Origin of the sequence: Haemophilus haemolyticus, assembly GCF_001679045.1 — a bacterium.
Lineage (GTDB): Bacteria > Pseudomonadota > Gammaproteobacteria > Enterobacterales > Pasteurellaceae > Haemophilus > Haemophilus haemolyticus.
Window position 1 is genome coordinate 236,696 of sequence record NZ_LYCK01000001.1, and the last position, 24,867, is coordinate 261,562.

Below are 24,867 nucleotides of genomic sequence, written 5' to 3' on the forward strand. Positions count from 1 at the left end.
TATGAACGTAATATTCACCTTGCTAATTAATCGTTTTCTATGGATAATAGAGCGTCTTTTTGCGCCTAGGAATTTGCGTAAAAAAGGATAAGTTTTGTTGGTGAAAACTCAATGCGGCAATCGGCATAAGACATTGATAATCAACATTTTTCTTAAAATAAATTAGCCGCTTGCAACGCGTGTGGAATATCGCGTTGTTTTATAAAGCAAAGGTTTATGCTTGATAACGTTATCAATGCACCCAGCAACATACAGTCGTGAGATTGACTGGCGCGAGAAACACGAGGTCGATAACGAAGCAAAGTGCGGTTTATTTTGAGGTCTTTTAAAATATTTAATAAGAGAATTGACAATGAAAAGAATGTTAATCAATGCGACTCAAAAAGAAGAGTTGCGTGTAGCGCTAGTTGACGGACAGCGCTTATTTGACCTGGATATTGAAAGCCCAGGACATGAGCAAAAAAAAGCGAATATCTACAAAGGGAAAATTACTCGCGTTGAGCCAAGCTTAGAAGCGGCTTTTGTAGATTATGGTGCAGAACGTCATGGTTTTTTACCATTAAAAGAAATTGCTCGTGAATATTTCCCCGATGATTATGTTTTCCAAGGTCGTCCGAATATTCGCGATATCTTGAGTGAAGGCCAAGAAGTTATCGTTCAAGTTAATAAAGAAGAACGCGGAAATAAAGGGGCAGCCTTAACCACTTTCGTTTCTCTTGCTGGCAGTTATTTGGTCATTATGCCAAATAATCCGCGTGCGGGGGGAATCTCTCGTCGTATCGAAGGGGATGAGCGCACTGAATTAAAAGAGGCATTAAGTTTATTAGATGTGCCTGAAGGCGTAGGCTTGATTGTTCGTACCGCTGGTGTGGGCAAATCTCCAGAAGAGTTGCAGTGGGACTTAAAAGTTTTACTTCACCATTGGGAAGCAATTAAACAAGCATCTCAAAATCGTCCAGCGCCTTTCTTGATTCACCAAGAAAGTGATGTGATTGTACGTGCTATTCGTGATTATTTGCGCCGTGATATAGGCGAGATCCTTATTGATAGCCCTAAAGTGTTTGAGAAAGCAAAAGAGCATATCAAACTTGTTCGCCCAGATTTCATCAATCGCGTGAAACTTTATCAAGGCGAAGTGCCTCTTTTCAGCCACTATCAGATCGAATCTCAAATCGAGTCAGCATTCCAACGTGAAGTGCGTTTACCTTCTGGCGGTTCAATCGTTATTGATGTAACTGAAGCATTAACTGCTATTGATATTAACTCTGCGCGTTCTACTCGTGGTGGTGATATTGAAGAAACAGCATTAAATACTAACCTTGAAGCGGCAGATGAAATTGCTCGCCAATTACGTTTGCGTGACTTAGGTGGTTTAGTTGTTATCGATTTCATTGATATGACGCCAGTTCGTCACCAACGTGAAGTGGAAAATCGTATTCGTGATGCCGTTCGCCAAGATCGTGCTCGCATTCAAATTAGCCGTATTTCTCGTTTCGGTTTGTTAGAAATGTCGCGTCAGCGTTTAAGTCCTTCATTAGGTGAGTCTTCACATCACATTTGTCCTCGTTGTCAAGGAACAGGTAAAGTGCGTGATAACGAATCTCTTTCCTTGTCTATCTTGCGTTTAATCGAGGAAGAAGCGTTAAAAGAAAACACCAAGCAAGTGCATACGATTGTGCCTGTACAAATTGCTTCTTATCTTCTCAACGAAAAACGTAAAGCGATAAGTAATATTGAAAAACGTCACAATGTAGATGTTATTGTTGCGCCAAATGAAGCAATGGAAACACCGCACTTTAGCGTTTTCCGCTTACGCGATGGAGAAGAGTTGAATGAGTTGAGCTATAACTTAGCAAAAATTCACTGTGAGAAAGATGAAAGCACTGAGGAATCTCTTGTTTCTCGTAATGTGGAAACAACCGTTGTTGCTGAACAACCCGCAGTTGAAAGTGCGGCAGTGGCCCTTTCTATTTCTGAAGCTGCTCCGACTCCAGTTGAGCGTAAATCGAATGAACCGTCTTTGTTAGCGAAAATTATCGCGAAGATTAAAGGCTTGTTTGCTTCTGAATCCGAAGAAAATAAACCAAAAAATAACCGCACTTCGCGCAATTCTAATCGTAATCAACGTCGTCCACAGGATCGCCGTACTTCTCGTCGACCACGTTCTGAAAATAACGAAACGGAAAGAACCGAAGAGCAAGTTCGTAATATCCGCGAGCGTAATCAACGCCGTCCGCGCCGTAACTTAGTGGAAGAAAGCATCGCTGAAAGTGCGGTAAATTCTACACCGGTTTTTGAGGCTCAAGATGAAAAAACTGAGCAAGTGACTCAACGCCGTCAACGTCGTGATTTACGTAAACGCGTGCGTGTTGAAGACAATGAGATTTCTGTTGAAAATAACGAAAGCATAGTTGAACAAATGCCAGAAGTGGATGTTGTCGAAGTTCAGGCCGTTCAAGATGATGAAAAACCAGTTCGTCAAAACCAAGAACGTTCTGAACGTCAAGATCGTCAACGCCGCACTCCACGTCATTTACGTGCAGCGAATAATCAACGTCGTCGCCGTAATCAAGAGCCAAAATCGCCAATGCCATTATTTGCTGCAGTGGCTTCACCTGAATTGGCAAGTGGAAAAGCGTGGGTGGACTATTCAACAGTGAACACTCCGAAAGAAAATAATTTCTTATCGGTGGATGAATTGCTAGAGCAAGAGAAAACTAAAAAAGGTTTTATCACGCCAGCAATGGGGATTGTGGTTGAAGAAAAATCTCTTGAAGTAAAACCAGCATTAGATTTTATTACTCAGCCCGCTAATGAATCTGTACAGAAAAAAGTACAAGAGTCTTTAGAGCGTTTAAATTCTCATAAACCTCAAGAAACAGTTGAGTCTATTGAGTCAAAGATTACCGTACATGAGCCTGAAATTGTAAATGAACCAGCCTTTATTCGTACCTATGAGTTTAATGGGCGTTTAGGTACCATTTCTTCAGTGACTCATACAAAAGCAGAGATGACTTTGGCGAAAGCGAGTGATGAAATGCCAGAAGCTTTCCCAATTACTGAATGGCAAGATTCTCGCTATTATTTTTACGGTAAAGGGGCGGCAGGGCATCATTGTGCGATTAGCCATGTATATTCTGAGCCTACCCGAGCAAAATCAGAGTAATCTAAAATAAAAAATTAGAATTGGCGTGATGTTTATTACGTCAATTCTTTTTATTTTTGGGTTGCAGTAAAAATAATCACTTGATAAAAACGAGATGATTTCTGCTTGACGGTCTTTCTCAAAAAACGTATTATGCGTGCGCATTAAATCACGGAGGAATGGTCGAGTGGTTGAAGGCACCGGTCTTGAAAACCGGCGAGGGTTTACGCCCTCCTAGGGTTCGAATCCCTATTCCTCCGCCATCAATTTTTAAAAGTTAACTAATTCGATAGAATTAGTTTTTTTATTTCTAATCATTTATTTTCCGTATTTTCACGGTTTTCTAATTCTTCTTTAAACACCAAATATTCTTCTAAAAGATCTATTGCATCTTGGCATTTTTGCTGGCGTTTTTTATAACCTTTCGCAAGTTGAGCATAACGTATTTTTTCATCATTATTTTTTTCTGCTTGTGCTAAATCTTTATATTGTTGATAAAGCTTATTCAAGCGTTCTAATGCTTCATAGTATTTTCCCAACCGTTCTCTTGGCGGTAATTTATGAATGCTATGTTGAGATTTTTGAATGGTTTGTTTCGTTGCTGTTTGGGATTCAGTTAGATAAGTATTCTTGTGAGTTAAAGCTTCCGAAAGAACGGAACATTGGGCGAGTAAACGCTCTGCCAGAAAATTATAGTGATTAAGATCGTTAGATTCTAATGTCTTTATTCTATCTAGCGTTTGATTAATTTCCTTTAGATAAAAGGAAATATTTTGTCCATTTTCACTGAACAAAGTGCGGTCAAATTTGGCGAAGATTTTTTCTTCTCGTTTGGATAAATGAGCTTGATAAAGTTGCTGAACTTTTTGATCTAATATCTGGATAAGTTGTTGAACAGTCATAAAAAAATCCCCCAAGTCGGGGGATTATAATCGTTAAAGGTACATTGCTGCAATCCAGCCAAACGCTAATAATGGAATATTGTAGTGTAGGAAAGTGGGTACAACAGAGTCCCAAATGTGGTCGTGTTTACCATCCATATTTAAACCTGATGTCGGGCCTAAAGTAGAGTCAGATGCTGGGGAACCTGCGTCTCCTAAGGCAGCAGCAACACCAACGATTGAAACGGTGGCTAATGGTGAAAAACCAAAAGATAAACAAAGTGGCACGTAGATAGAAGCAATGATTGGCACCGTTGAGAATGATGAACCAATTCCCATAGTAATTAACAATCCGACCAGTAACATCAAGAATGCAGCCAAACCTTTACTTTGAATCGCACCATTACTTAAGCTTTGAACTAAATCTGTTACGCCCGTTGTGGCATTAATCACATTAGCAAAACCGGATGCCGCAATCATAACAAATCCAATCATAGCCATTAAACGTAAACCTTGTTGGAAGATATCGTTACTTTCTTTCAGTTTGAAAATGCCAAATATTGCGAAAATGACTATTCCAACTAAACCACCAATAATGGTTGAACTTGTCACTAATTGTGTTGCAAAGGTCGCTACAATGGCGATTAAACTTGCAGTGATTTGTTTTGGTTTTATGTTTGTGATGTGCGCTTCAATTTCTTTTGTGGTTGGCTCTTGAATAGTTACATCATATTCTCTTGGTTTGCGATAAGTGATGAATATTGCGGTGAGCAACCCTAAAATCATACCAATTACAGGCAATAACATCGCGAGGGATACTTGAGCCACATTTGTTTGTAAACCAAGAGCAGCACCTGCTTGATTGATATTTTTTACCAAAATACTTTCGATAAAGATTTTACCAAAGCCTACAGGAAGTAACATATAAGTTGCGGTTAAGCCGAATGTAAGTACGCAGGTTACAGCGCGACGGTCTATTTTTAGACGATTAAAAATAGAAAGTAACGGTGGTACGACGATTGGAATAAAAGCAATGTGTACAGGAAGTAGGTTCTGTGAAGAAATGGCGAATAATACCAATACACCAAAAATTAAATATTTAAACCAAGTTAAGTTGCTGGAGCTTGGGGTTTTATTCATTTTAGTGATGATCTTATAGGCAATTAAATCGGTAATACCTGATTTAGAAATCGCAATCGCGAATGCACCAAGCATCGCATAGTTCATTGCGACTTCTGCGCCGCCACCTAAACCTCCAGTAAAGGTTTCAATTGTTTTGCTTAAACCTAGACCGCCACAGAGTCCAGCAGTGAGAGCGGCAATAACTAACGCAATAATCACGTTAATACGTAGCAAACTTAGTGCTAGTAAAACGATAATCGAAATAACAACGGGATTTGTTAACATTGTATTTTTCCTTGTGAATTATTAAATGGTGAATACTTTACTTTAAAATTTTTGATTGTCGAATAAATAATGATGATGTCGTTGCATTGATGACTCCTATGTTGTAATAAAACAAAACCCCTCGAAAGTTGCCTTCCGAGGGGTAGATTTTTATTATCCTGTCAGCTCGGAAGAAATCTTCCAAGCACACCAAAAACCTGAAAGATTATTCAGTTGAATGGTGATGATGGTGACGACGGATAATGTTCATTTTTTATCTCCAAATAAGAATTGCTTTTAAACTACTGGAAAAATAAAACCATTGCAACCACTTTTTTATTTTTCTTAAAGTGCGGTCTCTTTTTCAGTTGTTTTTTCCTGTTCCAGTTCAGAAGCAATATGCGGGAATCCCCCGAGATCTTTTAAATGATTCACCATATAGCAAAATAATTCCGCTGTACGTTCGGTATCATATAGCGCTGAATGGGCTTGTTTACCGTCAAAAGGAATTTTTGCCGCTTGGCACGCTTTGACGAGCACTGTTTGCCCAAACATAAAACCGGCAAGCGTTGCCGTGTCAAACATTCCAAAAGGGTGGAAGGGATTACGCTTTACACCGGTACGTTCAGCTGCAGCCATTACAAAACTTTGGTCAAAAGCAGCATTGTGCGCCACAATGATAGAACGTTGGCAATCTGCATCTTTTTGTCCTCGACGCACCATTTGAAATAACCCCGTGATTGCATCGAGTTCAGACACCGCACCACGTAATGGATTGTGAATATCAATGCCATTAAATTTTAAGGATTCTGGATTAATATTTGCCCCTTCAAAAGGCTCGATATGAAAATGGCATTTCTGATCAGGGTGTAAATAACCGTTTTCATCCATTTTTAATGTGATGGCAGCCAGTTCGAGTAACGCATCTTTTTTTGCATCAAAACCTGCAGTTTCAACATCAATAATGACGGGGAAATAGCCACGAAAGCGATTTTTTAATTGGTTGTGATAAGGGATTTCTTGAGAATCGGACATAATCTATCTCTTAAAAATAAAATAACGTAGGAATCCCTACGTTATTAAAAATACAATAAAAATTGACCGCATTTTAGTTGCCTAAACCAGATTTAGTACTTTTATTTTCGATAAATTCAATTTTATAGCCATCTGGATCTTCAACAAAAGCAATGACAGTTGAGCCACCTTTAACTGGCCCTGCTTCGCGAGTAACGTTACCACCGCTCGAGCGAACGGCTTCACAAGTCGCATAAATATCATCCACGCCGATAGCGATATGTCCATATGCAGTGCCATGTTCATATTTATCTACGCCCCAGTTGTATGTTAATTCAATTTCTGCCGCACTTTCGCCATCTTCGTAACCTAAAAAAGCCAGCGTATATTTGAATTCTGGGTTTTCACTGGTGCGTAATAAACGCATCCCTAAAACATCTTGATAAAATTTGATTGAACGATCTAAATCGCCCACGCGTAACATAGTGTGTAAAATTCGCATTGGTTTAATCCTTTTTTGATAAAAAGTGCGGGCATTATGCCATAAAAAAGTTGAATTAAATAAATTTGTTATGAATTATTTAACTGCAATCATCGAGCCAAAATTAAAGCATTGGAACCAAAGTTCTACTTGTGAAAATCCTACGTTTTTTAACCGCACTTTGTGTGTTTCGATAGAATCTGTACGCATCACATTTTCAAGTGCGGTGCGTTTCTGGCTCACTTCAAGTTCGCTATAACCATTGGCACGTTTGAATTGGTGGTGCAAGTCAATGAGTAAATTATCAATTTTAGTGTCTTCAAAACGGAATTTTTCTGATAACACGAGCACGCCGTTTGGGTTTAAGCCTTCATAGATTTTGGTAAGCAATGCGATGCGATCTTCAGGCGGTAAGAATTGCAAGGTGAAGTTCAGAATGACCATTGAGGCATTTTTAATTTCAACGTGGCGAATATCATCACAGAGAATTTCTACAGGTACTTCACTATGATACGCCGCAATATGTTGGCGACAACGTTCAACCATAGGTTGAGAATTATCGATACCAATAATTTTTACGTTTGGTTGATGAATATTTCGACGCGCTGAAAGTGTGGCAGCCCCTCTTGAGCAACCAAGATCATAAACATTACTATCAGCCGTGACGAAACGTTCTGCCAGCATACCGATTGCAGTAATAATGTTGGAATAGCCAGGTACGGAGCGTTGAATCATATCTGGAAAGACTTCAGCAACGTTTTCATCAAAGGTAAAATCGCCGAGTTTTTCAATGGGAGCGGAAAAAATAGTATCTTTCATAGTTTACATTGTGTGCGGGATGTGTGTTTTTTCAACTTTCCACACCCTACGAATTAGAAAATATTTAAAAAGTGCGGTCATTTTAAGGAAAGTTTTCAAGGGGTCAAATAAATTTCCGTTTAAGATTTAAAAGGCGCGCCTTTTTCCGTATAATTCTGCGGTATTTTCCATTTTTATAGAGAGTTAAGGAATTGAATATGATGCGTACACATTATTGCGGAGCATTAAACCGTAACAATATCGGACAAGATGTAACATTAAGCGGTTGGGTTCACCGCCGTCGTGATTTAGGTGGCTTGATTTTTATTGATATGCGCGATCGTGATGGCATTGTGCAAGTTTGTTTTGATCCGAAATATCAAGATGCATTGACAGCGGCTGCTGGGTTACGTAATGAATTCTGTATTCAAATTAAAGGCGAAGTGATTGCGCGTCCTGAAAACCAAATCAATAAAAATATGGCAACAGGCGAAGTAGAAGTGTTAGCGAAAGAATTACGCATCTACAATGCTTCTGACGTTTTGCCACTAGACTTCAACCAAAATAACACCGAAGAACAACGTTTAAAATACCGTTATTTAGATTTACGTCGTCCAGAAATGGCACAACGTTTGAAAACCCGTGCAAAAATCACCAGCTTTGTACGTCGTTTTATGGATGACAACGGTTTCCTTGATATTGAAACCCCAATGCTTACCAAAGCAACGCCAGAAGGTGCGCGTGATTATTTAGTGCCAAGTCGTGTACATAAAGGCAAATTCTATGCGTTGCCACAATCACCACAGCTTTTCAAACAGCTTCTAATGATGTCTGGTTTTGATCGTTATTATCAAATTGTGAAATGTTTCCGTGATGAAGACTTACGTGCAGATCGTCAGCCTGAATTTACTCAAATCGATGTGGAAACTTCTTTCTTAACTGCGCCAGAAGTACGTGAGATCATGGAACGCATGGTACATGGTTTATGGCAAAACATCATTGGTGTAGATTTAGGTAAATTCCCACAAATGACCTGGCAAGAAGCGATGACGCGTTTTGGTTCAGATAAACCAGATTTGCGTAACCCGCTTGAATTAGTCGATGTGGCTGATATCGTTAAAGATGTTGAATTTAAAGTATTTAATGAGCCTGCAAACAATCCAAACGGCCGTGTGGCAGTGATTCGTGTACCAAATGGTACTGAAATCACTCGTAAACAAATTGATGAATACACACAATTTGTTGGTATTTACGGTGCAAAAGGTTTAGCTTGGGCGAAAGTAAACGACATCAATGCGGGTCTTGAAGGCGTACAAAGCCCGATTGCGAAATTCTTAAATGAAGAGGTATGGAAAGCATTATCAGAACGTGTGAAAGCACAAACCGGCGATATCTTATTCTTCGGTGCAGATAAATGGCAAACCACCACTGATGCAATGGGCGCATTACGTTTGAAATTAGGACGTGATCTTGGCTTAACTCGTTTAGACGAATGGCAACCGCTTTGGGTGATTGATTTCCCAATGTTTGAACGTGATGAAGAGGGTAATCTTGCAGCAATGCATCACCCATTCACGTCACCAAAAGATTTTAGTCCTGAGCAATTAGAAGCTGATCCGACAAGTGCGGTAGCAAATGCTTACGATATGGTGATCAATGGCTACGAAGTGGGCGGTGGTTCTGTCCGTATTTTCGATCCGAAAATGCAACAAACCGTATTCCGCATTCTTGGTATTAACGAACAAGAGCAACGCGAAAAATTCGGCTTCTTGTTAGATGCATTAAAATTCGGTACACCGCCACATGCAGGTTTAGCATTTGGTTTAGACCGTTTAACCATGCTTTTAACGGGCACTGAAAATATCCGCGATGTGATTGCTTTCCCTAAAACTACTGCGGCAGCGTGCTTGATGACAGAAGCACCTAGCTTTGCGAATCCGCAAGCGTTGGAAGAGTTGGCAATTTCTGTCGTTAAAGCAGAATAAGTTTGAAATATTAGGAATGAAGTGCGGTCAGATTTGGCCGCATTTTTAATGATGCAATACAAAAATAATCAATCTGTTCTCGTTGTAATTTACGCTAAAGATACAAACCGAGTTTTAATGCTCCAACGCCAAGATGATCCTGATTTTTGGCAGTCTGTTACGGGCACTATTGAAAGTGGTGAAACACCAAAAAACACAGTAATTCGTGAGCTTTGGGAAGAAGTACGGTTAGAAATTTCAGAAAATTCCACCGCACTTTTTGATTGCAAAGAGAGCATAGAATTTGAAATTTTTCCACATTTCCGATATAAATACGCACCGAATGTGACGCATTGCCGTGAACATTGGTTTTTATTGGCAATGGAGCAAGAATTCGAGCCAGTATTAAGTGAGCATTTGGCATATCAATGGGTTTCCCCTGAACAAGCAATCCAAATGACAAAATCTTCCAATAATGCGGAAGCAATTAGAAAATATATTCTTAAAGATAAATAGAAGGAAAACAACATGGCAGGCCATAGTAAGTGGGCTAATATTAAACACCGCAAAGCAGCACAAGATGCACAACGCGGTAAAATTTTTACTAAATTAATTCGTGAACTTGTTACCGCAGCTAAAATTGGTGGTGGTGATGTGAGTGCTAATCCACGTTTGCGTGCAGCAGTAGATAAAGCACTTAGCAACAATATGACGCGCGATACTATCAACCGCGCTATTGATCGAGGTGTAGGCGGTGGCGATGACACCAATATGGAAACCAAAATCTATGAAGGTTATGGTCCAGGCGGTACAGCAGTTATGGTTGAATGTTTAAGTGATAATGCAAACCGCACTATTTCACAGGTTCGCCCAAGTTTTACCAAATGTGGTGGTAATTTAGGAACAGAAGGCTCTGTGGGTTACTTATTCAGCAAAAAAGGTTTAATCTTAATCGCAGAAGCGGATGAAGATGCATTAACTGAAGCGGCTATCGAAGCGGGTGCTGATGATATTCAACCACAAGATGATGGTTCATTTGAAATCTATACTGCTTGGGAAGACTTAGGTTCAGTGCGTGATGGCATTGAAGCAGCTGGCTTTAAAGTACAAGAAGCTGAAGTAACGATGATTCCATCAACAACGGTTGATCTTGATATTGAAACTGCACCAAAATTACTTCGTTTAATTGATATGTTGGAAGATTGTGATGACGTACAAAACGTATATCACAACGGTGAAATCAGTGACGAAGTGGCATCTCAGCTTTAATGATGCAATAAATGGGTAATTTAATTACCCATTTTTTATAGAAATTATGAGCATTATTTTAGGTATTGACCCCGGCTCTCGAGTAACGGGTTACGGTGTGATTCGCCAAACTGGGAGACATTTGGAATATCTCGGCAGTGGCGCAATTCGTACTCAAGTTGAAGATTTACCAACCCGCTTGAAACGCATTTATGCTGGAGTAACTGAAATCATCACGCAATTTCAGCCTGATATGTTTGCAATTGAGCAAGTGTTTATGGCGAAGAATGCGGATTCAGCTTTAAAACTCGGGCAGGCTCGTGGTACGGCGATTGTTGCCGCGGTAAATCATGATTTACCTGTTTTTGAATATGCCGCACGTTTAGTAAAACAAACAGTGGTGGGCATTGGTTCCGCAGATAAAGTTCAAGTACAAGAAATGGTGACTCGTATTTTGAAATTGTCAGACAAACCTCAAGCCGATGCCGCGGATGCCTTGGCTATCGCGATTACACATGCGCATTCTATTCAACATTCTTTGCATATTGCCAATTCTGTGAAAATGACAGAAACGCAAGAAAAAATGACCGCACTTTTAAAGACCAGATATAGCCGAGGACGCTTTAGATTAAAAAATTAACTGGATGTTCGTCCAGTTTTATTTTATTCTATGCGCTAAGTTTTTTATCATTCGGAAGAATTATGATCGGTCGCTTGCAAGGCATTCTTTTAGAAAAACAACCTCCAGAAATTTTACTCAATGTGCAAGGCGTAGGCTATGAATTGCTTTTGCCTATGACGAGTTTCTATGATTTACCAGAAATTGGTCAAGAAACTACTTTATTCACCCATCTTGTTGTTCGGGAAGATGCTCATTTACTCTTTGGATTTGCCCAGAAAACAGACCGCACTTTATTTCGTGAATTAATTAAAACAAATGGGGTGGGGCCTAAATTAGCCTTAGCGATTTTATCCGCCATGTCGGTCGAACAATTTGCTTATGCGATAGAGAGAGAAGAGCTTTCTAAACTCACTAAAATTCCAGGAGTTGGCAAAAAAACAGCTGAACGTTTGTTAGTTGAGCTCAAAGGTAAATTTAAAGGCGTAAAACAAAGCGATTTCTTTGTAAAAAGTACTCATATTCCGTCAGTTCCATCTATTGAACCGCGTGTAGAAAATTCATCTGATGAGGCTATTTCAGCTTTGATTGCTTTAGGTTATAAACCTGCAGAAGCAGAAAAAATGGTGAAACGAGTTGCTAAGCCAGAATTAACCAGTGAACAAGTTATTCGCGAAGCTTTAAAAGCCGCACTGTAGGTGAGACATGATTGAAGCAGATAGAATTATTAGCGGGCAAGCTAAGCTTGATGAAGATGTTATCGACCGCGCTATTCGTCCGAAATTATTAGCGGATTATGTTGGGCAGCCGCAAGTGCGAGAGCAAATGGATATTTTCATCAAGGCAGCCAAACTACGTCAAGATGCCTTAGATCATTTATTGATTTTTGGCCCTCCAGGTTTGGGAAAAACTACGCTTGCTAATATTGTGGCAAATGAAATGGGCGTGAATATTCGTACGACATCAGGACCTGTATTGGAAAAAGCGGGAGATTTAGCCGCAATGCTAACCAATCTTGAACCGCATGATGTGTTATTTATTGATGAAATTCATCGACTTTCCCCTGCTATTGAAGAAGTCCTTTACCCAGCAATGGAAGATTATCAATTGGATATTATGATTGGTGAGGGGCCTGCTGCTCGTTCTATTAAATTAGATTTGCCGCCTTTTACTTTGATTGGCGCGACGACTAGAGCGGGTTCTTTGACTTCCCCATTGCGTGATCGTTTTGGTATTGTACAACGTTTGGAATTCTATTCTGTAGAAGATTTAACATCTATCGTTGCAAGAAGTGCGGGGTGTTTGAATCTTGAATTAGAACAGCAAGCCGCTTTTGAGGTGGCTCGTCGTTCACGAGGCACGCCTCGAATTGCAAACCGTTTATTACGACGTGTGCGTGATTATGCAGATGTGCGTAATGGGGGCGTAATTTCTGTAGATGTGGCAAAACAAGCGCTTTCAATGCTGGATGTCGATGATGCTGGATTTGATTATTTAGATAGAAAATTATTGTTTGCAGTTATTGAACGTTTTGACGGCGGGCCAGTAGGACTGGATAATCTTGCTGCTGCAATCGGTGAAGAACGCGATACTATTGAAGATGTGTTAGAGCCTTATTTGATTCAACAGGGGTTTCTACAAAGAACTCCGCGTGGGCGTATTGCTACATCGCAAACTTATCGCCATTTCGGTCTGCAGAAATTATCAGACTAGGTAAATTTAATCACTAAAAAAGCCTTATTGTACTCAATAAGGCTTTTTTAATTACTCACTATAACTTTTCAAATTACTTAATTTTGCTAAACCCACTTCACAACTTTTTAACTGAGTCGCTAATTCCATTTGAAGAATCTGTTGTTTACTTTGGTTTAACTTATTTTTAATTTTTCCTACCTGTGTATGTGTGCCAGGCTGTTTTTCTGCTTGCGCAATCAAATTCTCTGTTTCTTTAAATAGTTGTTCACATTGTTGTGGCAGAATATTTGATGCAAAAGTAGAGGTTGATACAGCAGAGAAAAGTGCGGTTAAAATAAGGAATGTTTTTTTCATTTTAAGTCCTTGTTTCTCTTTATTATGAAATCTAAAAATTAAACTAGGCGGGAAAATAGCAAAATATACTTAGTATGTCTAGCTTTTGAAGTCATTTATTGTTGTAAATTGTGATAAGGATCACGTGTAATACATATTTTTGTACAAAAAATAGCAAAATTGATTTATATCAATTAAATTATTTTTAATAAATAATAGGTATTTTATATCTTATGTCAAAAATGTGATCTAGATATCGTTTTTACTGTTTTTTATCCTTATGTTTAGTAGTAGAATACCCTCAAATTTGGCTTATCTCTATAATAATTGGTGTTTTTTAACCATTTGAGAATGATTATGTAGATAAACCAATTTAAACTTAGCTAATTGGAGTTGAGTGATTAGGGATTATTTAAGGCTTTGCCTTTTTAATCATTGTTGGAACTAATGTTGTTTATACAGAGGAGTTGAGAATGTTGGACGTTGTTGACCTTTCTCGCTTGCAGTTTGCTTTAACTGCGTTGTATCACTTCATTTTCGTGCCGCTGACATTAGGTTTGTCATTCGTCCTTGTGATTATGGAAACTATTTATGTGGCGACAGGAAAAGAAGTTTATAAAGATATGACAAGATTCTGGGGTAAGTTATTTGGTATTAACTTCGCCCTTGGGGTGACCACAGGTATCATTATGGAATTCCAATTCGGTACTAACTGGTCTTATTATTCTCACTATGTAGGTGATATTTTCGGTGCGCCATTAGCGATCGAAGCATTACTTGCATTCTTTTTAGAATCCACTTTCGTGGGTCTATTCTTTTTCGGTTGGGATCGTTTAACTAAAGGTAAACACTTACTCGCAACTTACTGCGTAGCCTTTGGTTCAAACCTTTCTGCAATGTGGATTTTAGTGGCAAATGGTTGGATGCAACATCCGGTAGCGGCAGAATTTAACTTTGAAACCGTTCGTATGGAAATGACTAGCTTCTTAGATCTTTGGTTAAATCCAGTTGCACAAAGTAAATTCTTACACACATTAACAGCAGGTTATACAACCGGTGCAATGTTTGTATTAGGTATCAGTGCATTCTATTTATTAAAAGGTCGCGATATCGGTTTTGCTAAACGTTCATTCTCTGTAGCGGCAACTTTTGGTTTTATCGCTGCATCAGCTGTATTAATTATGGGTGATGAATCAGGTTATGACATCGGTAAAGCGCAACCTGTGAAATTGGCTGCAATGGAAGCTGAGTTTGATACTCATGCAGCTCCAGCGCCATTCCATCCAGTTGCTATTCCAAATACCGCTGAAATGAAAAATGATTTTGCGATTGAAATCCCTTACTTAGGTGGTTTAATTGCAACTCGTTCTTTAGACACTGAAATTGTTGGTTTGAAAGATATTCAAGCGAAAAATGAAGGTCGTGTTCGTAATGGTATGGTAGCGTATGATTTATTCACACAATTAAAAGCAGAGAAAAAATCAGCAGGCCAAGTAAGTCCAGAAACTAAAGCTAAATTTGATGAAGTCAAAGGTGATTTAGGTTTCGGTTTATTATTAAAACGTTACACAGATAAAGTTGTTGATGCAACGGATGAACAAATTAAACAAGCCGCACGTGATACTATTCCAAACGTAGGTCCTAACTTCTGGGCATTCCGTGGTATGTTAGCGGCTGGTGGTTTAATTATCTTATTAGCTTTCGGTGCATTTGTTCAGAATTTACGTAACAAAGTGACTTCTTCTCGCTTATTACTTAAAGCATTGCTTTGGAGTATTCCATTGCCATTCTTAGCGATTGAATTTGGTTGGTTCTTAGCTGAATTTGGTCGTCAACCTTGGGCAATTTATGAAGTTTTACCTGTTGGGGTATCGGCGTCTCAGTTAAGTACTGGCGATTTATGGTTCTCTATTGGTTTAATTTGTGCGCTTTATCTTGCGTTCATTATTGTTGAGATGTATTTGATGTTTAAATATGCGCGTTTGGGTCCAAGTGCGTTAAAAACCGGCAAATACTACTTTGAACAATCATCTAAATAAGCAGGAGATGAATTATGATTGATTATGAATTTCTACGTTTTATTTGGTGGGTGTTAGTCGTTGTATTATTGATCGGTTTCTCTGTAACTGATGGATTTGATATGGGCGTGACCGCACTTTTACCTGTAACAGGTAAAAAAGAAGTGGAACGCCGTATTATGATCAACTCTATTGCCCCACATTGGGATGGTAACCAAGTTTGGTTGTTAACTGCAGGCGGCGCAGTATTTGCGGCATGGCCAATTGTATATGCAGTTTCATTCTCAGGTTTCTACATCGCTTTAGTGTTGGTATTAGCAGCGTTATTCTTACGTCCATTGGGTTTTGAATATCGTGCAAAAATTGATAACCCGACTTGGCGTTCTGTTTGGGATTGGGGACTATTCGCAGGTGGTTTCGTACCATCATTAGTATTTGGTGTAGCTTTTGGTAATTTATTACAAGGCGTTCCATTCCATTTCAACGAATTGACTCAAGTAACTTATACCGGTTCATTCTTTGAATTATTAAATCCATTTGCATTATTGTGTGGTGTTATTAGCTTATCAATGCTTGTAACTCATGGTGCGAACTGGTTACAAATGAAAACAACCGAAGAATTGCGTGATCGCGCTCGCTCAGTCAGCCAAATCGGTGCGATTGTGACTTTAATTGCATTTGTATTAGCTGGAGCATGGTTATACTTTAAAGAGGGTTATGTAGTAACGAGTGTTGTGGATCATTACGCTCCATCTTCTCCAATGAATAAAGAAGTTGCTGTCGAAACTGGTGCATGGTTTAGAAATTTCAATGAAATGCCAATTCTTTGGATTTTCCCTGCATTAGCAGTAGTAGCTGCATTATTAAATGCGGCATTTTCTAAAGCTAATCGTTGTGGTTTCGCATTCTTTTTCTCTGCATTAACAATGGCTGGCGTAATTATTACTGCTGCAGTATCTATGTTCCCATTTGTGATGCCTTCAAGCTCACACCCTGAACAGAGTTTGTTAATGTGGGATGCAACTTCAAGTGAATTAACATTAACGTTAATGTTGATTTTTGCACTTATCTTTGTGGCTATTTCTTTGGTTTATACCATTTGGTCTTATTCGAAGATGTTTGGTCGCTTAGATGCGAATTTCATTGATGAAAATAAACACTCATTATACTAAGGAGATTAATATGTTATATGTAATTTGGGTAGTGGGTGTGTTATTAGCTATATTTGCCAGTGCAAAATTAACCATTGGCAAAGAAAAAGCAGGAAAATTTGACGAGTAATATGATTCATTCACTCTATCAATTAATTAATAAGGGTTCGTTTCGAACCCTTTCATTTATTTTAGCGCTAGGACTAACAGCCGTATTTTTCTTTAATATTGATAATTTTTCAACGTTGTTACGAAATGATTCCCCAGGGTGGATTTTGATGATCTTTTGGGGATTGATTACGGTTTGGATTCATGGAATCGGATTTGAAATTAAAAGCGTAATTTGGAAACTAATTTTCTTACCTTATATCGCTTATATCATTATATTGATTAGTGCTGTAGAGCATTTTTATTTACGAGGATGATTTTTTTCTTCGGCATATTGCTTATCTAAAAAACAGGTTCTAAAATATCCGACCTATTGCGGTGGGCAAAGCTTAATAATGTCAGAAAAAACCTTCTATCTTCCCGTTCGAGTATATTATGAAGATACTGATGCTGGTGGCGTTGTGTATCATGCTCGTTATTTGCATTTTTTTGAGCGGGCTAGAACAGAATATTTGCGAGCGTTAAATTTTACGCAGCAAACTTTATTACAAGAACAACAACTCGCGTTTGTTGTCAAATCGCTCGCTATTGATTATTGCGTTGCGGCAAAATTGGATGATTTACTCACGGTAGAAACAGATGTCATAGAGATAAAAGGCGCAACAATCCTTTTTGAGCAACGACTTATGCGTGATACTGTGATGTTATCAAAGGCTATAGTCAAGGTAGCCAGTGTTCATCTTGGCAATATGAAACCTGTGGCGCTTCCTAAAGAAGTAAAAGCTGCGTTTTACAACTTAAAATAAACTTTTCGGAGTATGCAATGACTGCAGAATTGAATTTTTTAGATCTTTTTCTAAAAGCAAGTATTGTTGTTCAACTTGTAATTGTGATTTTGATTTCATTCTCAATTATTTCTTGGGCGATTATTATTCAACGTAGCCGAGTTTTAACGGCTGCTTTAAAAGAAGCGAATACTTTTGAAGACCGTTTCTGGTCTGGTGAAGATTTGAATAAGCTATATGAAGGATTATCAAATCGTCGTGATATTTTAACGGGTAGTGAGCAAATTTTCTTTGTTGGTTTCAAAGAGTTTTCTCGTTTGAAACAAGTGAATCCTGATGCACCTGAGGCGATTATTAAAGGAACCACGCGAGCAATGAATCTTACAATGAATCGTGAAGTTGAAAGCCTTGAAAGCCGCGTACCATTTTTGGCTACAGTAGCTTCTGTTAGCCCTTATATTGGTTTATTTGGAACAGTTTGGGGGATCATGCACGCTTTTATGGCATTAAGTGGTGCTAAACAAGCAACTTTACAAATGGTTGCTCCTGGTATCGCTGAGGCATTGATTGCTACTGCAATCGGTTTGTTTGCTGCGATTCCAGCTGTAATGGCTTATAACCGTTTAAGTTTACGCGTGAATGCTATCGAACAGAATTACGGTAACTTTATTGATGAATTTACGACGATTTTACATCGCCAAGCTTTCGGCAAAGCACCACACTAAAATATAGAAAAAATACACGGCACTCTTTCGTTAAGTGCGGTGAAAAATAAGAGAGATTTGAATTATGGCTCGTCGTCAGCGTAAAGATATTAAATCTGAAATTAATATTGTCCCGTTTTTGGATGTATTGTTAGTGCTTGTGTTGATCTTTATGGCAACAGCACCAATTATTAGCCAAAGCGTACAAGTGGAATTGCCGGATTCAGTGCAAAGTCAAAATGTATCTAATGAAGATAAAGTGCCGGTAATTCTTGAAGTTTCAGGGATTGGACAATATGCGATTTCTATTGGCGGAGAACGTCAAGAAGGGTTAACGGAAGAAATGGTGACACAGTTATCTCGACAAGAGTTTGATAAAGATAATAACACACTATTTTTAGTGGGTGGAGCTAAGGAAGTTCCCTATGAAGAAGTGATTAAAGCACTTAATCTGCTCCACCTTGCTGGAATTAAATCTGTTGGTTTAATGACAAACCCAATTTAACTAAGTAGGTAACCGTGCAAAATAATCGACAAAAAAAAGGCGCAAATGCATTTGTTATTTCTATAGTGATGCACCTTGTTTTGTTTGGATTGTTGATTGTCAGCTCTTTCTACCATACAGTTGAAATTATGGGTGGTGGTGAAGGTGATGGCGATGCAATGGGGGCAGTAATGGTTGATACTGGCTCTGCAGCGCAAGAATGGGGTAGAATTCAACAACAGAAAAAAGGGCAAGCGGATAAGCAGAAACGTCCAGAACCCGTTGTTGAAGAAAAACCGCCACAACCTAATCAAGAAGAGATTAAGCGTCAACAGGAAGTTCAACGACAAGAAGAGTTAAAGCGTCAGCAAGAACAGCAACGTCAGCAAGAAATAAAAAAACAACAAGAGCAAGCTCGTCAAGAATCGTTGGAAAAACAGAAGCAAGCTGAAGAGGCTAAGGCTAAACAAGCGGCTGAAGCTGCAAAATTAAAAGCAGATGCAGAGGCTAAACGTTTAGCTGCAGCAGCAAAACAAGCTGAAGAAGAGGCCAAAGCTAAAGCGGCAGAACTTGCAGCACAAAAAGCAAAACAAGAAGCTGAAGCCAAGGCAAAAGCAGAGGCTAAAGCGAAAGCTGAAGCTGATGCAAAAGCTAAAGCAGCTGCTGACGCTAAGGCAAAAGCTGAAGCCGATGTAAAAGCTAAAGCCGCTGCTGATGCTAAGGCAAAAGCTGAAGCCGATTCAAAAGCTAAAGCCGCAGCTGATGCTAAAGCAAAAGCAGATGCAGAGGCGAAAGCTAAAGCGGATGCAGCAAAACGAAAAGCTGACCAAGCCAGTTTAGATGATTTCTTAAATGGCGGAGATATTGGTGGCGGTAGTGCATCTAAAGGCGGAAATGCGAATAAAGGTGGAACACAAGGTAGCGGTGCTGCGCTTGGTTCTGGCGATGGTGGCAAAGTAGGAGATCAATACGCTGGAGTAATTAAGAAAGAGATTCAACGTCGTTTCTTAAAAGATCCAAGTTTTGCTGGAAAAGTTTGTCGTATTAAAATTCAATTGAGTCGAGATGGAACAATCTTGGGATATCAAAAAATTTCAGGTCCTGATGATATTTGTACAGCAGCATTAAGTGCGGTGGCTAGAACGAAAAAAGTTCCAGCAGCTCCATCGGATGCTATCTATGAGAAATATAAATCGCCAATTATTGACTTTGATATTCGATAATTCTTTAGAAAAATTTATTGTTAAATTTTAAAGGTAACAAAATGAAATTATTAAAACGTTTAGTGAGCGTATTAGCGATTGTACTTGCTGTTGCAAACAATGCATTCGCTGATGATGAAGTTCGCATTGTAATTGATGAAGGGGTTGATGGTGCACGTCCTATAGCTGTTGTGCCGTTTGCTGGATCTGCACCGGAAGATATTAGCAAAATTGTTGCTGATGATTTACGTAACAGTGGTAAATTTAATCCTATTGCAGTGTCTCAGATGCCTCAACGTCCAACTTCAGCAGCTGAAGTAAATCCTGAAGCTTGGTCTAATATTGGCATTGACGCAATTGTGGTCGGACAAGTTGTTCCGTCTGGTAATGGTTATAGTATTACTTATCAATTAATTGACACCGTTGGTGCATCAGGTACGCCAGGAGCTGTATTAATGCAAAATAGTTATACAGTGACAAATAAATGGTTACGCTATGGTGCTCATACTGTTAGTGATGAAGTTTTTGAAAAATTAACTGCGATCCGTGGTGCCTTTAGAACTCGTATCGCTTATGTTGTGCAAAAAAATGGCGGTTCACAACCCTATGAAGTGCGTGTTGCAGACTACGATGGCTATAATCAATTTATCGTAAATCGTAGCTCTCAACCAATTATGTCACCAGCTTGGTCTCCAGATGGTCAACGTTTAGCGTATGTATCTTTTGAAAATAAAAAATCACAACTTGTTGTACAAGATTTAAATTCTGGTGCTCGCAAAGTGGTGGCTTCTTTCCCTGGACATAATGGTGCTCCTGCATTCTCTCCAGATGGTTCACGTTTAGCCTTCGCCTCTTCACAGGATGGCTCATTAAATATTTACGTGATGAGTTCTCACGGCGGTGCTCCGACTCAATTAACTCGTGGTGCAGGTAATAATACAGAACCATCTTGGTCTCCGGACGGTAGCTCAATTTTATTTACATCCGATAGAAGTGGTTCACCACAAGTTTATCGTATGAGTGCAAACGGTGGTGGTGCAACACCGGTTGGTGGTCGCGGTAGTGCACAAATTAGCGCTGATGGCAAAACCCTTGTGATGATTAATGGAAACAATAATGTTGTTAAACAAGATCTCACATCTGGTGCATCAGAAGTACTTAGTACATCTTTCTTAGGCGAAAGTCCAAGTCTTTCACCAAATGGAATTATGATTATTTATAGCTCTACACAAGGCTTAGGAAAGGTGCTACAATTAGTTTCTGCAGATGGTCGCTTCAAAGCGAGCCTTCCAGGAAGTAATGGCCAAGTGAAATTTCCTGCTTGGTCGCCATACTTAACTAAATAAAGAAAACTCATTGAGGAGAAATCTAATGAACAAATTTGTTAAATCATTATTAGTTGCAGGTTCTGTAGCTGCATTAGCTGCTTGTAGTTCATCTAACAACGATGCTGCAGGCAATGGCGCAGGCCAAACTTTTGGCGGTTACTCTGTTTCTGATCTTCAACAACGTTACAATACCGTATATTTCGGTTTTGACAAATACAACATCGAAGGTGAATACGTTCAAATCTTAGATGCACACGCAGCATATTTAAATGCAACTCCAGCTGCTAAAGTATTAGTAGAAGGTAACACTGATGAACGCGGTACACCAGAATACAACATCGCGTTAGGTCAACGTCGTGCAGATGCAGTTAAAGGTTATTTAGCTGGTAAAGGTGTTGATGCTGGTAAATTAGGCACAGTATCTTACGGTGAAGAAAAACCTGCAGTATTAGGTCACGATGAAGCTGCATATTCTAAAAACCGTCGTGCAGTGTTAGCATACTAATTCTTAGTATTTCTAATGCTTGAAAAACAGGATCCATTTTTATTGGATCCTGTTTTGTTTTCATCGTTTGTAATTTAACCAATTAGTTTGAAAGAATGAATTTATTCTTTTGATTCTAAAATAAATGCGCTATCATTAATTCATCAACACAGTGGGTCGTTAGCTCAGTCGGTAGAGCAGCGGACTTTTAATCCGTTGGTCGAAGGTTCGAATCCTTCACGACCCACCACTCTCTGATTTAGTTGTCCAGTTGGGTTGTTAGCTCAGTTGGTAGAGCAGCGGACTCTTAATCCGTCGGTCGAGAGTTCGAGCCTCTCACAACCCACCATTCTTATTTTTATTATTCATCTCTAATATTTTAAATTTCTTTAATTTGCTTAAATTCTTGACTATTTTTAGCGGTTATTGTGGTAGAATATCCTTAAATTTTAGTCGGGCATCATTATGTTGGAAAATATTCGTATTGTTTTAATTGAGACTTCGCATAGCGGTAATATTGGTTCTGCTGCTAGAGCAATGAAAACAATGGGATTGACCAAGCTTTGTCTTGTTTCACCAAAATCCGTTGATGAACAATCTTATGCTCTTTCAGCTGGCGCAGAAGATATTGTAAAAAATGCTAGAGTTGTCGATAGTTTTGATGAAGCCGTCGATGATTGCTCTTTGGTAATTGGAACAAGTGCTCGTTTACGTCATTTACAAAGTACCTTGATCGAGCCTCGAGAATGCTCGGAGAAAGTTGTAGCGCATGAAGGCAAGATAGCTATTGTATTTGGTCGTGAACGTATTGGATTAACGAATGAAGAGTTGTTGAAATGTCATTATCATTTGAATATTCCGGCTAATCCTGATTATTCTTCTTTAAATTTGGCAATGGCGGTACAGTTGGTAAGCTATGAATTACGCATGGCATTTTTAGCTCAAGATAAGAAGGAAAATTCACTTTCTTTAATAGAACAAAACTATCCAACTGCAGAACAACTCGCTTATTTTTTTGAGCATACTGAGCGTGTATATCAGTCACTCGGGTTCATTCAAAATCAAGGTGTTATGCAAAAATTAAAGCGTTTATATTATCGCGCTCAACTTGAAAAAAATGAATTAAATATTTTAAATGGCATGCTAAGTGCGGTCGAAAAACGGATTGATCTTGATTTAGATTAATTGACTGATTTAGTAGGATATGTAAATATTGCAATATCACTTTTTAGGAACACTTTATGAAACTTACATCGAAAGGTCGTTATGCAGTCACTGCGGTTTTAGATATCGCTTTAAATGCAGAAAAAGGTCCTGTGAGCCTTGCAGATATTTCTGAACGTCAACATATTTCGTTATCTTATTTAGAACAACTTTTTGCTAAATTACGTCGTGATGGATTAGTAAAAAGTGTTCGTGGACCTGGTGGAGGTTATCAGCTAGGTTTACCAAGTGATCAAATTTCAGTAGGAATGATTATTTCAGCGGTAAATGAAAATATTCATGTGACAAAATGTCTTGGTCGTGGAAATTGTCAAAATGGCGTAGAATGTTTAACTCATACATTGTGGGAAGATCTGAGTAATCGTATTGAAAGTTTTCTCAATGAAATTACTTTGGCTGAATTGGTGAGTAAACGTGAGTCAAAACGCCAAAGTCATAGCGATTTTGAGAATTTATTAATTGTTAATCAATAAAGGAAAGTAGTCCGTACAGTGCAAAATGCATTAAAAGTGCGGTCAAATTTAGAATGATTTAGGAGTGAAAAATGAAATTACCTATTTATTTAGACTATGCAGCAACTTGTCCTGTGGACGAGCGTGTTGCGAAAAAAATGATGGAATTTTTAACCATTGACGGTACATTCGGTAACCCAGCTTCTCGCTCGCATAAATTTGGTTGGCAAGCAGAAGAAGCGGTTGACGTAGCTCGCAATCAAATTGCGGATCTTATTGGTGCCGATTCTCGTGAAATTGTGTTTACTTCTGGTGCGACAGAATCAGATAACCTTGCAATTAAAGGCGCTGCGCATTTTTACCAAACTAAAGGTAAACATATCATCACTTGCAAAACTGAGCATAAAGCTGTCTTAGATACTTGTCGTCAATTAGAGCGCGAAGGTTTTGAAGTGACCTATTTATCACCCGAGTCTGATGGTTTAATTGATTTAGAAAAATTTAAAGCAGCACTTCGTCCTGATACTATTTTAGTTTCAATTATGCATGCCAATAATGAAATTGGTGTGTTGCAAGATATTAAAGCTATTGGTGAGCTTTGTCGTGAAAATAAAACGATTTTCCACGTAGATGCAACTCAAAGTGTGGGCAAAGTTGCGATTAACTTGGAAGAGCTGCCAGTTGATTTATTATCTATGTCTAGCCATAAACTTTATGGGCCTAAAGGTATTGGTGCGTTATACGTTCGTCGTAAACCACGTATTCGTTTAGAAGCGATTATTCATGGCGGTGGTCATGAACGTGGAATGCGTTCAGGTACATTACCTGTCCACCAAATCGTGGGAATGGGCGAGGCTTATCGAATTGCAAAAGAAGAAATGGCGTCAGAAATGCCACGTTTAAAAGCTCTTCGTGATCGTTTATATAATGGTTTAAAAGATATTGAAGAAACCTACGTAAATGGCTCAATGGAGCACCGTTTAGATAGTAATTTAAATATTAGCTTTAACTATGTTGAAGGTGAATCTTTAATGATGGCGTTGCGTGATATCGCTGTATCTTCTGGTTCTGCTTGTACATCAGCTAGCCTAGAGCCATCTTATGTATTGCGCGCACTTGGTTTAAATGATGAATTGGCACACAGTTCAATTCGTTTTACACTTGGCCGTTACACCACTGAAGAAGAAATTGATTACACTATTAATTTAGTAAAAGGTGCGGTGGAAAAACTTCGTGCATTATCGCCATTATGGGATATGTTTAAAGAAGGTATCGACCTTAGTACAATTGAGTGGTCTGCTCACTAGGATTTAACTGCTATTATGAAATGGCGTTTCTCAAGGATTTAAAAAAGGAAAGTTAA

At 38.9% G+C, this 24,867-nt stretch carries 26 protein-coding genes, 3 tRNA genes and 1 other annotated feature; of the genes, 22 read left to right on the forward strand and 7 right to left on the reverse strand.

Annotation, left to right across the window (positions count from 1 at the left end):
• Positions 1-152 precede the first annotated feature (152 nt).
• Positions 153-353, reverse strand: a complete 201-nt coding sequence (locus A8M50_RS09015; RefSeq protein WP_157776299.1) for a hypothetical protein — start codon at positions 351-353, stop codon at positions 153-155.
• Here A8M50_RS09015 and rne point away from each other — a divergent pair.
• Both rne and A8M50_RS01220 read left to right on the forward strand, forming a co-directional pair.
• Complete coding sequence (gene rne / locus A8M50_RS01215) at positions 353-3,166, forward strand: ribonuclease E (protein ID WP_032826551.1); 2,814 nt, start codon at positions 353-355, stop codon at positions 3,164-3,166. The genes A8M50_RS09015 and rne overlap by 1 nt on opposite strands.
• A gap of 152 nt (positions 3,167-3,318) precedes the next feature.
• Positions 3,319-3,408 (forward strand) — tRNA-Ser (locus A8M50_RS01220).
• A gap of 51 nt (positions 3,409-3,459) precedes the next feature.
• Here the strand turns inward: A8M50_RS01220 and priC are convergent.
• From priC to cmoA, 5 genes are all read right to left on the reverse strand, one after another.
• On the reverse strand, positions 3,460-4,047 hold the full coding sequence (gene priC / locus A8M50_RS01225; protein ID WP_005645203.1) for a primosomal replication protein PriC: 588 nt from the start codon (positions 4,045-4,047) through the stop codon (positions 3,460-3,462).
• A 33-nt stretch (positions 4,048-4,080) separates the two neighbouring features.
• Complete coding sequence (locus tag A8M50_RS01230) at positions 4,081-5,433, reverse strand: Na+/H+ antiporter family protein (protein ID WP_005645201.1); 1,353 nt, start codon at positions 5,431-5,433, stop codon at positions 4,081-4,083.
• Positions 5,434-5,542: 109 nt separating this feature from the next.
• Positions 5,543-5,663, reverse strand: a sequence feature (His leader region).
• 94 nt (positions 5,664-5,757) lie between these two features.
• Positions 5,758-6,447: a ribonuclease T gene (rnt, locus tag A8M50_RS01235; protein ID WP_005645243.1), complete on the reverse strand. Its 690-nt coding sequence runs from the start codon at positions 6,445-6,447 to the stop codon at positions 5,758-5,760.
• Positions 6,448-6,520: 73 nt separating this feature from the next.
• Positions 6,521-6,928 (reverse strand): lactoylglutathione lyase, encoded by a 408-nt coding sequence (gene gloA, locus A8M50_RS01240; RefSeq protein WP_005645220.1) that lies wholly within the window; start codon positions 6,926-6,928, stop codon positions 6,521-6,523.
• A gap of 75 nt (positions 6,929-7,003) precedes the next feature.
• A complete protein-coding gene (cmoA, locus tag A8M50_RS01245) occupies positions 7,004-7,726 on the reverse strand; it encodes a carboxy-S-adenosyl-L-methionine synthase CmoA (RefSeq protein WP_005645197.1) in 723 nt (240 codons plus the stop codon).
• Positions 7,727-7,923: 197 nt separating this feature from the next.
• On the opposite strand from cmoA, the gene aspS reads away from it, so the two are divergent.
• The 6 genes from aspS to ruvB all read left to right on the forward strand — a co-directional run bounded on the left by aspS (position 7,924) and on the right by ruvB (position 13,249).
• Positions 7,924-9,690 (forward strand): aspartate--tRNA ligase, encoded by a 1,767-nt coding sequence (aspS, locus tag A8M50_RS01250; RefSeq protein ID WP_005645238.1) that lies wholly within the window; start codon positions 7,924-7,926, stop codon positions 9,688-9,690.
• Positions 9,691-9,711: 21 nt separating this feature from the next.
• Positions 9,712-10,185, forward strand: coding sequence for a dihydroneopterin triphosphate diphosphatase (nudB, locus tag A8M50_RS01255; protein WP_005645189.1), 474 nt, complete (start codon positions 9,712-9,714; stop codon positions 10,183-10,185).
• Positions 10,186-10,197: 12 nt separating this feature from the next.
• Positions 10,198-10,938, forward strand: coding sequence for a YebC/PmpR family DNA-binding transcriptional regulator (locus A8M50_RS01260; RefSeq protein WP_005645263.1), 741 nt, complete (start codon positions 10,198-10,200; stop codon positions 10,936-10,938).
• A gap of 46 nt (positions 10,939-10,984) precedes the next feature.
• Positions 10,985-11,557: a crossover junction endodeoxyribonuclease RuvC gene (gene ruvC / locus A8M50_RS01265; RefSeq protein WP_005645209.1), complete on the forward strand. Its 573-nt coding sequence runs from the start codon at positions 10,985-10,987 to the stop codon at positions 11,555-11,557.
• Between the two features lie 62 nt (positions 11,558-11,619).
• Positions 11,620-12,234 (forward strand): Holliday junction branch migration protein RuvA, encoded by a 615-nt coding sequence (gene ruvA, locus A8M50_RS01270; RefSeq protein ID WP_005645187.1) that lies wholly within the window; start codon positions 11,620-11,622, stop codon positions 12,232-12,234.
• A 7-nt stretch (positions 12,235-12,241) separates the two neighbouring features.
• On the forward strand, positions 12,242-13,249 hold the full coding sequence (gene ruvB / locus A8M50_RS01275; RefSeq protein WP_005645216.1) for a Holliday junction branch migration DNA helicase RuvB: 1,008 nt from the start codon (positions 12,242-12,244) through the stop codon (positions 13,247-13,249).
• 51 nt (positions 13,250-13,300) lie between these two features.
• Here ruvB and A8M50_RS01280 read toward each other — a convergent pair whose 3' ends face one another.
• Positions 13,301-13,585, reverse strand: a complete 285-nt coding sequence (locus tag A8M50_RS01280; protein ID WP_005634127.1) for a DUF5339 domain-containing protein — start codon at positions 13,583-13,585, stop codon at positions 13,301-13,303.
• Positions 13,586-14,037: 452 nt separating this feature from the next.
• On the opposite strand from A8M50_RS01280, the gene A8M50_RS01285 reads away from it, so the two are divergent.
• The 14 genes from A8M50_RS01285 (at position 14,038) to A8M50_RS01350 (ending at position 24,811) form a co-directional block, all read left to right on the forward strand.
• The gene (locus tag A8M50_RS01285; protein WP_005645222.1) at positions 14,038-15,603 is read left to right on the forward strand and encodes a cytochrome ubiquinol oxidase subunit I; all 1,566 of its coding nucleotides are present in this window, start codon (positions 14,038-14,040) and stop codon (positions 15,601-15,603) included.
• A 14-nt stretch (positions 15,604-15,617) separates the two neighbouring features.
• Complete coding sequence (cydB, locus tag A8M50_RS01290) at positions 15,618-16,754, forward strand: cytochrome d ubiquinol oxidase subunit II (protein WP_005645224.1); 1,137 nt, start codon at positions 15,618-15,620, stop codon at positions 16,752-16,754.
• 110 nt (positions 16,755-16,864) lie between these two features.
• Complete coding sequence (gene ybgE, locus A8M50_RS01295) at positions 16,865-17,158, forward strand: cyd operon protein YbgE (RefSeq protein WP_032826521.1); 294 nt, start codon at positions 16,865-16,867, stop codon at positions 17,156-17,158.
• A 78-nt stretch (positions 17,159-17,236) separates the two neighbouring features.
• Positions 17,237-17,647: a tol-pal system-associated acyl-CoA thioesterase gene (gene ybgC / locus A8M50_RS01300; protein WP_005645191.1), complete on the forward strand. Its 411-nt coding sequence runs from the start codon at positions 17,237-17,239 to the stop codon at positions 17,645-17,647.
• Between the two features lie 17 nt (positions 17,648-17,664).
• The gene (gene tolQ, locus A8M50_RS01305) at positions 17,665-18,351 is read left to right on the forward strand and encodes a protein TolQ (protein ID WP_005626973.1); all 687 of its coding nucleotides are present in this window, start codon (positions 17,665-17,667) and stop codon (positions 18,349-18,351) included.
• A 64-nt stretch (positions 18,352-18,415) separates the two neighbouring features.
• Positions 18,416-18,835 carry a colicin uptake protein TolR gene (gene tolR, locus A8M50_RS01310; protein WP_005634116.1) on the forward strand — a complete coding sequence of 140 codons (420 nt, stop codon included), beginning with the start codon at positions 18,416-18,418 and terminating at the stop codon, positions 18,833-18,835.
• A gap of 14 nt (positions 18,836-18,849) precedes the next feature.
• Positions 18,850-20,037, forward strand: coding sequence for a cell envelope integrity protein TolA (gene tolA / locus A8M50_RS01315; RefSeq protein WP_005645195.1), 1,188 nt, complete (start codon positions 18,850-18,852; stop codon positions 20,035-20,037).
• A gap of 41 nt (positions 20,038-20,078) precedes the next feature.
• Positions 20,079-21,362: a Tol-Pal system beta propeller repeat protein TolB gene (gene tolB, locus A8M50_RS01320; RefSeq protein ID WP_005634111.1), complete on the forward strand. Its 1,284-nt coding sequence runs from the start codon at positions 20,079-20,081 to the stop codon at positions 21,360-21,362.
• 25 nt (positions 21,363-21,387) lie between these two features.
• A complete protein-coding gene (pal, locus tag A8M50_RS01325) occupies positions 21,388-21,849 on the forward strand; it encodes a peptidoglycan-associated lipoprotein Pal (protein ID WP_005626966.1) in 462 nt (153 codons plus the stop codon).
• Positions 21,850-22,002: 153 nt separating this feature from the next.
• Positions 22,003-22,078: transfer RNA gene (locus A8M50_RS01330), tRNA-Lys, on the forward strand.
• Between the two features lie 23 nt (positions 22,079-22,101).
• Positions 22,102-22,177 (forward strand) — tRNA-Lys (locus A8M50_RS01335).
• Between the two features lie 116 nt (positions 22,178-22,293).
• Positions 22,294-23,013, forward strand: coding sequence for a tRNA (cytosine(32)/uridine(32)-2'-O)-methyltransferase TrmJ (gene trmJ, locus A8M50_RS01340; protein ID WP_005645266.1), 720 nt, complete (start codon positions 22,294-22,296; stop codon positions 23,011-23,013).
• Between the two features lie 56 nt (positions 23,014-23,069).
• Entirely contained in the window at positions 23,070-23,525 is a 456-nt protein-coding gene (iscR, locus tag A8M50_RS01345; RefSeq protein ID WP_005645205.1) for a Fe-S cluster assembly transcriptional regulator IscR, read from the forward strand.
• Positions 23,526-23,596: 71 nt separating this feature from the next.
• Positions 23,597-24,811, forward strand: a complete 1,215-nt coding sequence (locus tag A8M50_RS01350) for an IscS subfamily cysteine desulfurase (protein WP_005645193.1) — start codon at positions 23,597-23,599, stop codon at positions 24,809-24,811.
• Positions 24,812-24,867 lie beyond the last annotated feature (56 nt).

What these genes read in the sequence shown, in the direction of transcription:
- ruvA (WP_005645187.1), top strand. Translation starts at nt 11,620, where the DNA reads ATGATCGGTCGCTTGCAAGGCATTCTTTTAGAAAAACAACCTCCAGAA.
- priC (WP_005645203.1), bottom strand. Translation starts at nt 4,047, where the DNA reads ATGACTGTTCAACAACTTATCCAGATATTAGATCAAAAAGTTCAGCAA.
- ybgE (WP_032826521.1), top strand. Translation starts at nt 16,865, where the DNA reads ATGATTCATTCACTCTATCAATTAATTAATAAGGGTTCGTTTCGAACC.
- gloA (WP_005645220.1), bottom strand. Translation starts at nt 6,928, where the DNA reads ATGCGAATTTTACACACTATGTTACGCGTGGGCGATTTAGATCGTTCA.
- pal (WP_005626966.1), top strand. Translation starts at nt 21,388, where the DNA reads ATGAACAAATTTGTTAAATCATTATTAGTTGCAGGTTCTGTAGCTGCA.
- A8M50_RS01260 (WP_005645263.1), top strand. Translation starts at nt 10,198, where the DNA reads ATGGCAGGCCATAGTAAGTGGGCTAATATTAAACACCGCAAAGCAGCA.
- cydB (WP_005645224.1), top strand. Translation starts at nt 15,618, where the DNA reads ATGATTGATTATGAATTTCTACGTTTTATTTGGTGGGTGTTAGTCGTT.
- trmJ (WP_005645266.1), top strand. Translation starts at nt 22,294, where the DNA reads ATGTTGGAAAATATTCGTATTGTTTTAATTGAGACTTCGCATAGCGGT.
- A8M50_RS01280 (WP_005634127.1), bottom strand. Translation starts at nt 13,585, where the DNA reads ATGAAAAAAACATTCCTTATTTTAACCGCACTTTTCTCTGCTGTATCA.
- aspS (WP_005645238.1), top strand. Translation starts at nt 7,924, where the DNA reads ATGATGCGTACACATTATTGCGGAGCATTAAACCGTAACAATATCGGA.
- rne (WP_032826551.1), top strand. Translation starts at nt 353, where the DNA reads ATGAAAAGAATGTTAATCAATGCGACTCAAAAAGAAGAGTTGCGTGTA.
- ruvB (WP_005645216.1), top strand. Translation starts at nt 12,242, where the DNA reads ATGATTGAAGCAGATAGAATTATTAGCGGGCAAGCTAAGCTTGATGAA.
- ruvC (WP_005645209.1), top strand. Translation starts at nt 10,985, where the DNA reads ATGAGCATTATTTTAGGTATTGACCCCGGCTCTCGAGTAACGGGTTAC.
- A8M50_RS01230 (WP_005645201.1), bottom strand. Translation starts at nt 5,433, where the DNA reads ATGTTAACAAATCCCGTTGTTATTTCGATTATCGTTTTACTAGCACTA.
- tolQ (WP_005626973.1), top strand. Translation starts at nt 17,665, where the DNA reads ATGACTGCAGAATTGAATTTTTTAGATCTTTTTCTAAAAGCAAGTATT.
- cmoA (WP_005645197.1), bottom strand. Translation starts at nt 7,726, where the DNA reads ATGAAAGATACTATTTTTTCCGCTCCCATTGAAAAACTCGGCGATTTT.
- tolR (WP_005634116.1), top strand. Translation starts at nt 18,416, where the DNA reads ATGGCTCGTCGTCAGCGTAAAGATATTAAATCTGAAATTAATATTGTC.
- tolB (WP_005634111.1), top strand. Translation starts at nt 20,079, where the DNA reads ATGAAATTATTAAAACGTTTAGTGAGCGTATTAGCGATTGTACTTGCT.
- rnt (WP_005645243.1), bottom strand. Translation starts at nt 6,447, where the DNA reads ATGTCCGATTCTCAAGAAATCCCTTATCACAACCAATTAAAAAATCGC.
- A8M50_RS01285 (WP_005645222.1), top strand. Translation starts at nt 14,038, where the DNA reads ATGTTGGACGTTGTTGACCTTTCTCGCTTGCAGTTTGCTTTAACTGCG.
- A8M50_RS01350 (WP_005645193.1), top strand. Translation starts at nt 23,597, where the DNA reads ATGAAATTACCTATTTATTTAGACTATGCAGCAACTTGTCCTGTGGAC.
- iscR (WP_005645205.1), top strand. Translation starts at nt 23,070, where the DNA reads ATGAAACTTACATCGAAAGGTCGTTATGCAGTCACTGCGGTTTTAGAT.
- ybgC (WP_005645191.1), top strand. Translation starts at nt 17,237, where the DNA reads ATGTCAGAAAAAACCTTCTATCTTCCCGTTCGAGTATATTATGAAGAT.